This is a genomic window from Dyadobacter diqingensis, from assembly GCF_024220585.1.
Classification (GTDB): domain Bacteria; phylum Bacteroidota; class Bacteroidia; order Cytophagales; family Spirosomataceae; genus Dyadobacter; species Dyadobacter diqingensis.
The window spans coordinates 314,719-328,091 of record NZ_JAMXKF010000004.1 but is presented as its reverse complement, the minus strand read 5'-3'; the positions used below and the strand labels follow the sequence as shown (position 1 = coordinate 328,091).

Genomic DNA, 13,373 nt, shown 5'->3' with positions numbered 1-13,373 from the left:
TTATTATAAACTACTTAGCAAAAAAAAGCAGCTATTTTTATTCCTCCCATTTATATCCGATACCATAAATGGTTTTCAGATACATGGTACATCCGGCATCGGTCATCTTCTTTTTCAGGTTTTTGATATGTGCATAGATAATGTCTGTGCTGCTTTTAAATTCATGCAGCTGACCGGACAAAAACGTGATGAGATTATCCTTCTTAATGACACTGTTCTTGTGGTCCAGAAAATACAGAAGCAGCTCCAGTTCCTTTTTCGTCAGGTTTATTGGCGCACCGTTCACAGTCACCATTTTAGCCTGCATGTCAATTTTGATCTCTTTGTAAACCAGGATATCATTGTTATAAACAGCCGTTCTTCTGCATAAAGCCAGAATTCTTGCTGCCAGCTCGGAAGGCTCAAACGGCCTTGTCAGATAATCATCCGCACCGGTATTCAGAGCATTGATCCGCTCGCGAAACGAATCTTTATCCGAGGTAACAATCAGTCCGGCGTGCTTGCTGATCATTCTTAGCTCTTCAATAACCCCCGTACTATGGTCCCCCGCCACCGAAGTGTCAAGTACAACGCAGGCGTATCCACCCGTTTTCAGATTTAGTTTTAACTCATCAAAGTTTTGCACAAAGTTGTACTGATAGCCTAGACCGGACAAATTTTCGGCAACGCTATCAGCTACTTCCCCCGAACCTTCCATTATCAGAATTTTCATGCTGCGAATTAAAAAATGAATTCTGAATTTTTTCTAAACTATACTAATTCCAAATAAGATTAACAGAGTCAAATTTAAAAATCAAGATGTTACATAAGTCGTAACCAGCTAAAAATCAGTAAATAAATTTACGAAAATTATAATAACTTATAATTAAAATTTATTTAGATTCATTAAACTTTCGGCCAATTTCAATTAATTTCCTTCCTTTGCACACCGATTTTCCAATAACTGCTTATATTATCTGATCCTTATCTCTAAACCCTAACCTGTCTGACCATCCGGACAAAACAGATGATGATCCGAGGTTAGAAGCGTACCTTATGAAATTACTACTAGTTGAAGATGAGCCGCTGCTGCTTGATGAAATGGACAGCTATTTGACCGAGCAGGGTTATCGCTGCGAGAAAGCTTCTAATTTCTACGAGGCACAGGAAAAACTGCATCTGTACCAGTACGATATCATTGTACTAGACATTACCCTGCCTGGCGGAAGCGGGTTGGCCCTACTGGAAACCCTCAAAACCGAAAACAAAAATCCGGGCGTGCTGATCGTCTCGGCCAAAAATTCTTTGCATGATAAGGTAAGCGGTCTAGAGCTGGGCGCCGACGACTACATTACCAAACCTTTTCATATGGAAGAGCTTAACGCACGTATCTTCGCTTTGCTGAGACGGCGATCTTTTGATGGCGAAAATGAAATAACAGTGGATGATCTGGTGATCAATATGGCTTCCAAAACGGTATGTTTCAAAGATGAGCCGGTGGGGCTGACTAAAAAAGAATACGAACTCTTATTATACTTTGCGATCAACAAAAACCGTGTGGTAAGCCGGCAATCCATTGCTGAGCATCTCTGGGGTGACCATTATGATGTGGCAGATAACTATGACACCGTGTATGTTCACATCAATACCTTGCGTAAAAAACTGGCTGCGTACACACCCAATGACTACATAAAAACGGTCCACGGTATGGGATACAAATGGAAATACGAGTAAATTCAAAAACACAAGGCTGCCCATGAAACTGCTATATAAAACAACCCGTGACTATCTGATTGCATCGGTGTCCATCCTTATTTTTACCGGCGTTGCGCTTTTTATGATCCTGCAAAAAGCCATCGGGGATGAAATGAATGAACAGCTGGAATTGCAGGCTGACGAGATTTTCGCGAATGCACGCGCAGGTAATTTCATGGATGCGCCGCTGATCAGAATTGTGAAGGTTGCTCCGGAAACGCCAACGGGCATTGTCTTTGGTGACTCGCTGCTTTACGACCGGATCCAGAACGAATATGAGGAGTACCATTACATCCGCGAAACACAGAAAATTGGCCAGGATCGCTACCAGGCCATTGTGATGACTTCACATATCGGCTGGGATCAGTATTATCTTACCATCTTTTATATTTTCCTGCTCACGGCATTTTTGCTGACCGGATCGGGGGTGCTGATCAATTATTTCTCCAACAAAAAGATCTGGACTCCATTCTTTAAAAACCTCAAAAATGTCCAGAATTTTTCGGTAAGTTCCCCCGCCGAACTGCAACTTTACGAATCCAGTATCAATGAGTTCAAGGAGCTCAACTACACGCTGGAAGACCTCACCAAACGGAGTCGCCGGGAATATCTGGCGCTGCGCGAATTTACCGAGAATGCTTCCCACGAGATTCAAACGCCGTTAAGCATCATTCAATCCAAGTTGGACCGGATGAGTCAGCTGGAAATGAGTGAACAGATGGCCGGGTATATCGTACAGGCAAAATCAGGCGTCGACAGGCTTGCGAAAATGAACAAAAGTCTTTTGCTACTGGCCAAACTGGACAACAATATTTTTGTGGACAAACAACAGGTTGCACTTCACGAAATCCTCGAATTCCAGATCAGGAACATGGAAGATTTGTTTGACAGCAAAAAGATTATTTTAAACGAAGATATTGGTACCAGCAGCGCATTTTCCGACAAATATCTGGCTGATACCCTGATTTCCAACCTCTTGTCCAACGCCCTCCGATATACGCCAGTGGAAGGTGAAGTAAAAATTACGCTTACACAACAAACACTTTCGATCAGTAACACAGGCTCAGCGCCTGATTTTCCGACGGAGCAAATTTTCCAGCGGTTTACAAAAAGTCAGCTGCATGTAACCTCCACGGGGCTGGGGTTGGCCATATCCAAGGAAATCTGTTTGATGAACAGTTGGGACCTCACCTACCAGTTTGAGTATGGCTGGCATTCCTTTCTTGTGAAATTTTCTTCATAACCCTTATTTTATCAAAAACGCAAGCGCCCTTTCTTGTAACAGGAAAGGTCGCTTGCGTTTTTGACATGCTTAGCTTACAAATTCAAATCAGAACTTGTAAGCCAGCGTTGCTACAAACTGACGGGGAGGGATTGGGTTGATACTGTATCGGTCGTGCGCTATGTAGTTAAGCTCATTGAAGATATTGGACATTTTCACCAGCAATGAAACCGATTTAAAACCATATCCTGCCGACACGTCAAATGTTACAAATCCCGTCAAAGGCACCAGCCTGTTATATTCCGGTGTTTGTCCGAACGTGTTGTTGACTCCGCCATAACGCTTGCCCGTATAAAATCCGGAGGCACCCAGTTTTAATCCTTTTAGTTTAGCGGTGTCAAAAGTGTAAAACAGGGTTGCATTCGCACTATGTGCCGGGTTATTGATCAGTCTTTCACCAGTGATGTAAGAACCTTTCAGTTCGGCAGTTTTGGTATAACGCATGTAATTGTAACCATAACCCGTGATGAAGTAAAAGTTCTTCGATATATTTCCATTGATATCAATTTCGAATCCATCACTGGTGGTTTCACCAGTCAGCTCCTTAATATTGGCATCTGAATTCACTGAACCGTCTGCCTTGGTTGGTGCCATTTGGGCCATGTTGTTGTTGATGATCCGGTAAACGCTGGCGTTGGCAGAAATCCGTCCATTGAAAAATTCGTTTTTCGCACCCAGTTCATACTGATTGACAATGGATGGTTTCAGCTGAGAACCGATGATATCCAGACCGGTATTGATCGTAAAATTATTGGAGTAACTACCATAAAGCGATGTCGTTTTGATGGGCTGATACACAAGCGATGCCTTTGGAGAAAACGCACTGTTTGATACCGTTTCCGCCGTACCTCTGGTCACAACCTGATCGCTGAGATTCAGGATTGTCGTTTGAATGGTCTTTTGATAGGACCACCGAACACCTGCCAGCACTTTAATTTTTTCGGTCAGACTTACCATATCCTGCACATAAAATCCGAGACGGTGCGAAGGAGAAGTTGTGCGTGTTACGGCGTCAGCATCCGGGATATCCGTACGCTGAACATACTTATTCATATCCAGAATGTTGATCGTATCATAGGTCGTTACGGTTTTACCACCCGAAGTTATTTTAAAAGTATGGCTCAGACTTTCCAGATTTACGTAGTCAGCGCCTACCAAAAGCTGGTGACCGACTGCACCCGTTTTAAAATTCCCGTTAAGGTTTACCTGTGCCGTTTTGCTGTTTTCAGCCGTTTTAGCCCTTGTCAGCCCGCGCGCCCAGTTGCCGTTTGCCGCGATGCTGTTCGGTACGTTTGTTGAAAAAGAGTTAACATCCGTCGCCTGCAAAGCACCGATCACATTCAGTTTCCATACCTTGTTGAACTGATGGTTGATATTAACCGAACCTGTGATCTGATCGATGTGGCTGTATGCCCATACTGTATTCAAAAAACGTTTTCTACCCGGTATAATCTGGGCATCACGGTTTGCATTCAGCGATCCTATGCCGTTATCCGGTGTCAGATTTTGCTTTGAATAATCACCCTGCAAAAGTATTTCGGTCTTACTGCCAAGTTTGTAAAGCAAGGAAGGGTTGACAAAAGTACGTTTCGAGCTCACCACATCCCTGAAACTTTTCGCGGTTTCATGCGTTCCGATAACCCGGAAAGCAAGGTTTTTTGCAATCGGCCCATATAAGTCCAGCGTGGGTTTGTACAAACCATAACTTCCGGCGCGCATGGACACTTCTCCCCCGAATTCATATTTCGGTTTTTTAGTAACCATGTTTACAATCAGCCCGCCAGAAACATTTCCGTACAACAATGCCGCGCTGCCTTTCAAAACCTCAACGGATTCCAGCGTACTCGTTTCAGGAAAACCCTGCGTATTGGAAATGACGCCATTCTTGAAAATACTGCCTGACGAACCGGCAATACCCACGCTGTAACCACGCGAAGAAAAAGTTTCGGCCACTCCCCCACGCTGCTGCGTCAAAGAAACCCCGCTTACGTTCTGAAGCGCGTCGCCAAGCCTGGTAATCTGCTGGTCGGCAATCACAACACTGCTCACAACGCCCGTCGACTGTGGCAAATCCAAAGGTCTGATATTGGCTTTTCCCAGCGAAACAGGTTTGTTAATCACATTGGAACCGGTTACGACAACTTCGTCAAGCTGAGAAGTATTTTCAGTCAAAACAAACTCCTCTTTCGTCACGTTACCTTCCGTTACCTGCACCGGTTTTTCCTGAAGATTCAACCCCACCGATGATACCCGAAGTGTGTAATTACCTTCTCTGATTCCTTTTATCTCAAAAAAACCATCCTGATCGGTTACACTACCTTTGGTTATCTCTTTCAGCCCGACATTGACGAATTGCGCAGGCTTTCCATCCGGTGTTTTCACAGAACCTTTGATAATCCCCTTGCCGTCGGACTGCGTCTGGATAAATATCGATTTACCACTCACATGAACCTTTTTCAACGAACTGCCCAGCAAACGTGCCAGGGCATCCTGCACCGAAATATCCGTATAATCCAAGCTGACACGTTTTTCAGCATCCACTTTGGTATTGCTGTACGAGACCGTACATCCCACTTTATCCCCGATCGCTTCCAAAGCCTCAGTCAGTCTTACATCTTTAAGACTTATGCTGATCTTCTGGTTGAGTACGGAGTGGTTCTGCGCTTTTACCTGAATTGAAAACACGATGAGAAACAAATAAAAAAACGGGACTCGTCTTTTTATGAGGGATTTTGACAAAGAGTACATAAGTTTGTAAAAACGGTTAATTAATTAAAATGGTTAGTTAACAATGGCCCCGATAGGATGTTTGGCGACGGATCATCGGGGCTTTTTCTTTATTCAGGGCTATGACCGGTTTAGTAGATGCTTATTTCCCGGTCACTGATTTTATATTTATAGTCCATTACATAACAGATTTTCTCGATTACATAACTGGCCGGCTGATTTTCAAACGAACCCGTGAACCGTTGCTTGCCCATGTGATGCGAGCCCAGTTTGACGTCAATACCATACCAGCGCCCGATCGTTCTGGCAATATCGTTCATGTCCTGGTTGTCAAAAACCAGCTTATTCTCTTTCCAGCCAATGTAACGGTTCACGTATACGTTATCTTCTTTTAAACCAAAGGAAGCATTAAACTGTCCTCTTTCGTTTTCGGTCAGTATCAACTTTTCCTTTTCTGACGATGCCTGCGACAGCTGGACTTTTCCCTCCCGCACAACCACCGTTGTTGTTTTCTCCTCAGGATAGTTTTTTACATTGAATTTTGTTCCAAGCACCCTCACCTTTGCATCGCTTGTATTAACAATGAACGGATGCCGGGGATCTTTGGCAACTTCCAGATAAGCCTCTCCTTTCAGTGAAACCAGACGAACAGAATCATCGAAATTTTCCGGAACCCGTAACTCACTGTCAGCATTTAGATTAATCAGCGTGCCGTCTTTCAGTTTTATACGTGTTTTTTCACCAGGTTTGGTCTTAAATGTGACATACCGTTTCGGAGCTGCCGATCCGGCATTCTGCTCCTCATTTCGTTTGGAAAAGAAAACCGCAAGTCCGCAGATAAACACCATGCAGGCTGCAACCAGCCAGCGTGTTACATTGGAATGAGGTAAGGATTTTACTTTAACAGGTTCCGTATCAAAAGACTTCTCACGGATTGCTTCCCAGGCCATTTCACCTTGCTTCGAGATATCGACACCTTCCGGAAAACAGGTCTCCGAAGCAGGGTCAGCAAGCCAGTTCTCCACTAGCGTTACTTCCTCCGGCGTGCAAAGCCCCTGAGCATATTTTTCAAGAAGTTCATTCGTAATTTTCATCAAAACATATTCCGGCTGGTGACTACAAAAAGGTAGTCGCGGAAGTCCTGAATTAGTCCTAGTGCGGAAAGTATTTTTTTGCTGTTATTTATATTCTTCGAGATTTAACCGCAAGAAGCTCAGTGCTTTGGTTAAATGATTTTTTGCCGTTTTTTCGGAAATAAGCAGTGAAGATGCAATTTGTTTAGTGTCCAGGCCCTGTTCCCGGCTTAACTTGTAAACTAACCGGCACTGGCATGGCAGCTTGTCAACCAGATCGCCCACCCTTTCCGTGAGGGTATTATACAGCACGTCATTTTCTGTGCAGGCCGACGTATTACAGGCAAAATCTGATTCAACATCCGGAGACAGCACAAATTGCTTCGGCTTGCTCCTCAGATAATCGATCACCTTGTATTTGGCTGCTTTAACGAGATAATGTTCAATAGGCTCGCGCAAAGAGATCGTTTCGCGGCGCTCCCACAACGAGCAAAATATTTCCTGCACCATTTCGCGGGAAAGTTCCCCATCCTTGCAATGGTTATAACAGGTACCGAAAACTTTTTTCCAGTACATATTATAAATCGTCTCAAAAGTTCTCTGATCCAATATCTCCCCGTGCATGAAAGCATTCACCTTTGTCATTCCGTTGTTAGAAGCATCCCGTTAAGAATGCAAACTTACAAACCCAAGCCGTTCGAACAAAATTATTTTAAATTAATCTAAATAATTTATACTGATCCCTACAATTAACTGCTCCGATAAATCTGCACGTCGTACTTAGAGCTGGTTGATTTCAAAAAAATAACCAGGATGCCGATCGGATTATCTCCGGCATCCTGGTTGTCATTCTGTGACCTGAGAAGATTCTCACACGGCCTATTTCATCAACTTATTTTTAAACTGATAACTCGCTGTTTGATACCATGAAATAGCTTCATTGGTCAATGTTTTATTCGGATTAGTTTCTCTGGCAGTACCATCTTTAAAGTTGGGCATAAAGGTGTTGGCAATCCGCTGCGGTTTTAAGATGATCAGCGTGTCTTTTCTAATATAACCCAGACTTTGATAGGTGCTGATAAAAGCACGCTCCCGCCCTTCTTCCAGCTTGAAAATATCATAACCAAAAAACTTACTGGTGTATGAAAAATTTAAAAGACCGAGGATCGTCGGCCCCAGATCAATCTGGCTCATCAGTCTTTCCATTTTGGCCGGGACAATATTTCCCGGAGAATAAATCAAAAGCGGGATCAGATATTTGTTCACCGGCAAGTCGGCTTTTCCGGCACTTGATGCACAATGATCGGCCACGATGACAAACAATGTATTCTTAAACCAGGGCTTTTTGCTGGCTTCCCGGATAAACTTACCGATTGCATAATCGGTATATTTAACGGCTCCTTCACGATTGGTATGCGATGGAATGTCAATCCGGCCATTGGGATAAGTAAACGGACGGTGGTTGGAAGTAGTCATCACATGCGCAAAAACCGGTTTGCCCGCCTTGATCGTCGATTCAATTTCTTTCGTTGCCAGCATAAACAGATTTTCGTCTGCAACACCCCATATATTTTCGTAGGCAATATCCTTCTTTGCTATTTTCTTGCGGTCAACCACCTTGTAGTTGTTATGATCAAAGAAATAACCCATGTTATCGAAATAGCCGTATCCACCATAGATGAACTTGCTCTGATATCCCTTTTCCTCAAAAACCCTTCCCATCGAAAACAGCCCTTCATTTTTTGGCCTTCTGACAATGGATTGTCCAGGCGTCGGCGGTGTCCCGACCGACAACGCTTCCAACCCGCGTACCGTACGTGTGCCGGTTGCATATAAATTCGTAAACAACAAGCTATGCCCGGCAAGCGAATCCAGGTTTGGCGTTATTTTCTGCGTATTACCAAAACTGCCGAGAAAGTCTGCACTTAAACTCTCCACGCTGATCAGTACCACGTTCATTTTTTTCTCTTTTCCCGGATTAACGATTTTTCTCTCAATGCTAAACGGATCATTGTTTACAAAATGACTTTCAGGTGTTTTGATCTGTGCACGTATCATTTTAAACGCCTCGACATCCGGAATTTTCTGATAAAACTGGGCATAATCCAGCTCGTTGTTCAGGTAAGCTGCAAAAAGCTCATACAAGCCATTGCCCGCTAGTTCATTGACGTAAGTATTTTCAGAAAACTGTTTTATTTTATTATCGACGAGATAATAAAAAGCTACCAGAACCGAGATATAGCCCGCCATCCACAAGGAACGGTATTTGAAAGAAAGGGAATAACGCCCGGCATTTTTTATAACCGGTCTTAAAAAGTAAATGGCTGCAATGGTTGTTACAAAAAGTACCCCTACAATCATTTCCACCGGATAAGACTGGCGGATATTACCGATCACTTCGTTGGTATAAACGAGATAATCAACCGCAATAAAATTGAAACGTGAACTGAATTCGTCCCAGAAAAACCACTCCGACACGATGTTGAACAACAGCCCGAAGGTGAAAAAGAAAAAGATGCCGTAAAGCATAAACCGGTGCCAGCGTTTGTTCATAATCCTGCCCGGCAAAAGCCAGATGTAGAACATCAGCGGCAGAATAAAATACGCGGCATTAATCAAGTCATAAAATAATCCGATCCCGAAAATGCCGATCAGATTGAGAAAAGTAAAATCAACCGTTGATGCTGATTTAAATAATAATGCAATTCTGCTGATAACTGACAAACTGATGACGATTGTTATCATCAGGGCTGCTAATTGAAAAGAGTTTGCTTTTTTCTTTGTTGGTTTGACAACCGGCGCTTTAAGGGTACTGATCATTTGTTAGGTTCTGTTGTGTGCCCTTTGCCGGCACTGGCTTAAAATGTAAATTTTTCTTCAAATTATTCCATTTCTCAATAAACGGCCGAAGATAGTTCTTTCCTTTTATTTTTTCCCCATCGGTAACGGTGCGTCCAATACGAAATTTTCATCGACAATAACCCAAGCCCCGCGCCAAAAAGGACATCACCCAGATAATGCCTGTTGTTGGCGATACGTAATAATCCGGTAGTTCCGGCCACGGTGTAAGCTGCATAAGGCATCCAGGGCAGGCGGTCCTTATACTCCTCACTCAAAAAAGTGGCCGTCGCAAAAGCTTGAGCAGCATGGCCTGAGGGAAAAGAGTAATGGTCCTTGCCGTCAGGACGCAACTGGTGTGTTGAAACTTTGAGTACCTGAGCCGTCGCATACATCAGGACTTCTCCCTTTACCAAAATGGCAGTCCTGTTTAGAAAATCATTTTTCGATTTAACACCAAAAACATCCAGTCCATAAGCAATCGGAATGGACACATATTCGAGATAATTATCTACTGACGTGTGAAAATCGCCGAAGTGCCTGTTCCGCTGCTCGACAATTTTATATTTGATCTGGTCTTTGAAAAACGCATTGGTCAGCACGCCGGAAGCCATCAATATACCCGGAACATATAACCTGTTGACCTGAAATTGAAGCGGCCGATTCTTGATCAGCGTATCTTGCGTCCGCCCAAAAGACGGGAGTGCCAGGATGACTGTCAGATGTAAAACAAAAATTTTCCTGAAAAACCAGGTTGTTCGTCCTGACCATTCGTCTGCCAGAGAAGTTACTTCCGCTCCTCGCTTAAACTCCTTAAAATTCTTCACCTTCATACAATACATAATGGAAGTAAACCTAAAATCAGATTCTGAATTTTTTCTGAATTTAACTTACTGAAAACCTCATTTTGTTCTCTCGCATGTATACGAGCGCGTGCGTAACCCTGGGAGGACTCAAAAACAGACGACTTCTGAAACAGTTATCGTATCACATTTAGTCCGTTTTTCCTGAATAGTCGTTAAAAAACTATAACAAAATGTCCGTTATCGACTCATAATCAAGACAATTGATAGTGTATTCTAACAATCCGTTTCTGCTTCATTTTTTGAGCAGCGAAAAAGGCCCAGACTTACCGGACTCAAATTAAAATGTGATTAATTTTTCAAATTGCTCCGGTTTGGGGTCCTAAATCCAAATGTTTTCAGAATTGGCCTCTACGTTTGCTTCATCATCTTATCATTTTTGCCATGAGGCCTATTGTAGTTACTGCACTCCTATTCCTCTCCTTTTGTTTTTCAGGCTATGCACAAAAGCAGGGTTTTAAAATAACTGGAAAAATTAAAGACGCATCGAGCAATTTACCTGTCGAATATGCCTCTGTGGGTCTCACCGACCAGAAAACTAATACTGTTGTCAATGGCGCTGTCACGGATACTTCCGGTAATTTTGAAATCACCGGCCTTCCGCAAGGTGTATTCACGGTATCCATTGATTTTATTGGTTACACGAAAAAAACAATCCCAAACGTGACCATAACCGGCGCAGAAAAAGCCGTTTCACTGAACACAATTCTGCTTTCGCCCTCGGTAAATATGCTGGCGGAAGTTACCGTGACGGGTAAAACGGCGATCGTTGAAAACGAGATCGACAAAATTGTGTACAACGCAGCGAACGATATTACCTCCCAGGCCGGTATCGCGCTGGATGTACTAAAAAAAGTGCCCCAGGTTTCGGTGGATATCGACGGCAATGTGGAGCTTCAGGGGAACCCCAATGTCCGGTTTTTGATTAACGGGAAGCCGTCCAGCGTTTTCGGCAACAGCCTGACGGACGCACTGTCTTCCATTCCTGCCAGCCAGATTAAAAGCATTGAAGCCATTACCAGTCCGGGTGCAAAGTATGATGCGCAGGGAACCGGTGGGATTATTAACATTATCCTGAAAGACAATCGCTTGCAGGGAATAAACGGGAACATCAGTGTGACGGCGGGAACACGACTGCAAAGCGGTTCAGCAAACCTTAATTTCAGAAAGAACAACTTTGGGCTTAACGCTTTTTTCAGCGGGAACCAGCAACTGAGTTCCAGAACACCCAACACGCAGGACAGGCTTTCGCATAACGGTGTGGATACAACTACCACACGGTTGATTCAAAATGGTTATCAGGATTTTAAAAGAAGCGGTTATCGCTCGGGGCTGGGTTTTGACTGGACTATTGGTAAAAAGAATAACCTGATCGGTTCATTCGGTTATAACAGTTTCAGCAGCAGTGGAAACGGTATCACCGACATCAATCAAACTACCTTCAATCCATCGGGAACCCCAGTTTTAGTTCAGGACATCATTCGTAATTCTTCCAGTAAAAACAGTATCGGGTCCTTTGACTGGAGTCTGAATTACATCCGAAAATTAAAAAAGGAAGGTCAGGAGCTGAATGTACTTTACAGTTCGAGTTTCGGGAAACCACGTAATGATTATAGCCAGGTTCAACATTACAACGGCGAATCAATTACCCATTCGGGGACCATGGGAAATACGCCAGGGAATGACAAACAGACCAACATTTCAATCGATTATGCACATCCAGTCAGCAAGCGTTTCATTATTGAGACCGGGTTAAAAACGGTTTTGCAAAACATCAACAGCATTGCCGATATCCGTGTTTTTTCGCCAACACAAAACCAGTTTATCCACGACCCTACGCAATCGTATCAGCTGAATTACAAAATGAATATCTACGCTGGATATCTGTCAACCCATTTTTCCATGTTTAACTGGCTGCAAGTAAAAGCCGGTGCGAGATGGGAGCATACGGATGTAAAAATTGATTATCCGAACACCTTCATTCCGTCGTACAATAACCTGGTCCCTTCGCTAATCCTTTCGCACAATTTCAAAGAAGAGCAATCTGTAAAACTCGCTTTCACAAGACGTATCGAAAGAGCTGAATACAAGGAAATTAACCCGTTTATGAACCTGAGCGACCCATATAATATCACAGCCGGCAACCCACTGCTGAAACCCGAGATTGGAAATAATTTTGAACTGGGTTATAATAAATCCTTCAAAAATGGGGGCAACGTTTATCTCGCGCTCATTGAGCGGATCAACACGAGTGATGTGAAATCTTACACGACTTTTTATCCAACCTATATGATTGGCGACTCGACGTATCAAAATGTTTCCGTCACTCTGCGCCAGAATATTGGTATTGAATATAATTCAGGAGCCAGTTTATCAGGTTCCATGCCAGTGACCGACCGTCTGAATCTGAGAGGAAATATGATGGTCACTCAAAAACGTGTGGTCAATAATTTACTCGGCGGGAATGTTACCAACGGAACAAACTGGCGTTTTAACCTGAACGCAACCTACCAGTTGCCTAACGACCTGACGCTGGAAGGGTTTGGAAACTACTCCTCGGCGGTCAACACGATCCAGGGCAAAAAACCCCAGCAGCTTACCTACAATTTTGCTTTCAGAAAGCAATTTTATCATAAAAATGCCAGTGTCGGTTTTACTGCTACCAATCCGTTTACCAAATACGTCAGTCAGGTCACAACGATTTCAACGGGTAATTATGTGGCTTACAACACCGTACTGATCCCTTACCGGTCGTTCGGTGTCAGCCTAACATACAAATTCGGTAAGCTGGACTTCAAAAAGAGCAAGGATCAGGGAAATGACTTTTTGCATAATGCACCCAGCAGCGATAACTAG

General features: G+C 43.4%; 9 protein-coding genes. 3 read left to right on the top strand and 6 right to left on the bottom strand.

Annotated features, from left to right (window positions below; translation table 11 throughout):
- Window positions 1-37 precede the first annotated feature (37 nt).
- Window positions 38-712, bottom strand: coding sequence for a response regulator transcription factor (locus M1L62_RS13675; RefSeq protein WP_254560147.1), 675 nt, complete (start codon window positions 710-712; stop codon window positions 38-40).
- Window positions 713-1,035: 323 nt separating this feature from the next.
- Here M1L62_RS13675 and M1L62_RS13670 point away from each other — a divergent pair, with 323 nt between their 5' ends.
- Window positions 1,036-1,713 carry a response regulator transcription factor gene (locus tag M1L62_RS13670; protein WP_254560146.1) on the top strand — a complete coding sequence of 226 codons (678 nt, stop codon included), beginning with the start codon at window positions 1,036-1,038 and terminating at the stop codon, window positions 1,711-1,713.
- 22 nt (window positions 1,714-1,735) lie between these two features.
- Window positions 1,736-2,977, top strand: coding sequence for a sensor histidine kinase (locus M1L62_RS13665; protein WP_254560145.1), 1,242 nt, complete (start codon window positions 1,736-1,738; stop codon window positions 2,975-2,977).
- An 87-nt stretch (window positions 2,978-3,064) separates the two neighbouring features.
- On the opposite strand, the gene M1L62_RS13660 is transcribed toward M1L62_RS13665, so the two are convergent.
- From M1L62_RS13660 to M1L62_RS13640, 5 genes are all read right to left on the bottom strand, one after another.
- Window positions 3,065-5,701: a TonB-dependent receptor gene (locus M1L62_RS13660; RefSeq protein WP_254560144.1), complete on the bottom strand. Its 2,637-nt coding sequence runs from the start codon at window positions 5,699-5,701 to the stop codon at window positions 3,065-3,067.
- 173 nt (window positions 5,702-5,874) lie between these two features.
- Entirely contained in the window at window positions 5,875-6,837 is a 963-nt protein-coding gene (locus M1L62_RS13655; RefSeq protein ID WP_254560143.1) for a FecR family protein, read from the bottom strand.
- Window positions 6,838-6,921: 84 nt separating this feature from the next.
- Window positions 6,922-7,461 (bottom strand): RNA polymerase sigma-70 factor, encoded by a 540-nt coding sequence (locus M1L62_RS13650; protein ID WP_254560142.1) that lies wholly within the window; start codon window positions 7,459-7,461, stop codon window positions 6,922-6,924.
- Window positions 7,462-7,695: 234 nt separating this feature from the next.
- A complete protein-coding gene (locus M1L62_RS13645; RefSeq protein ID WP_254560141.1) occupies window positions 7,696-9,636 on the bottom strand; it encodes an LTA synthase family protein in 1,941 nt (646 codons plus the stop codon).
- A 74-nt stretch (window positions 9,637-9,710) separates the two neighbouring features.
- A complete protein-coding gene (locus tag M1L62_RS13640; protein ID WP_254560140.1) occupies window positions 9,711-10,487 on the bottom strand; it encodes a phosphatase PAP2 family protein in 777 nt (258 codons plus the stop codon).
- A 414-nt stretch (window positions 10,488-10,901) separates the two neighbouring features.
- Here M1L62_RS13640 and M1L62_RS13635 point away from each other — a divergent pair, with 414 nt between their 5' ends.
- A complete protein-coding gene (locus tag M1L62_RS13635; RefSeq protein WP_254560139.1) occupies window positions 10,902-13,373 on the top strand; it encodes a TonB-dependent receptor in 2,472 nt (823 codons plus the stop codon).

Excerpts from the sequence above, each read along its gene's own strand:
- M1L62_RS13675 (WP_254560147.1), bottom strand. The coding sequence starts at position 712 with ATGAAAATTCTGATAATGGAAGGTTCGGGGGAAGTAGCTGATAGCGTT.
- M1L62_RS13670 (WP_254560146.1), top strand. The coding sequence starts at position 1,036 with ATGAAATTACTACTAGTTGAAGATGAGCCGCTGCTGCTTGATGAAATG.
- M1L62_RS13665 (WP_254560145.1), top strand. The coding sequence starts at position 1,736 with ATGAAACTGCTATATAAAACAACCCGTGACTATCTGATTGCATCGGTG.
- M1L62_RS13655 (WP_254560143.1), bottom strand. The coding sequence starts at position 6,837 with ATGAAAATTACGAATGAACTTCTTGAAAAATATGCTCAGGGGCTTTGC.
- M1L62_RS13650 (WP_254560142.1), bottom strand. The coding sequence starts at position 7,461 with ATGACAAAGGTGAATGCTTTCATGCACGGGGAGATATTGGATCAGAGA.
- M1L62_RS13645 (WP_254560141.1), bottom strand. The coding sequence starts at position 9,636 with ATGATCAGTACCCTTAAAGCGCCGGTTGTCAAACCAACAAAGAAAAAA.
- M1L62_RS13640 (WP_254560140.1), bottom strand. The coding sequence starts at position 10,487 with ATGAAGGTGAAGAATTTTAAGGAGTTTAAGCGAGGAGCGGAAGTAACT.
- M1L62_RS13635 (WP_254560139.1), top strand. The coding sequence starts at position 10,902 with ATGAGGCCTATTGTAGTTACTGCACTCCTATTCCTCTCCTTTTGTTTT.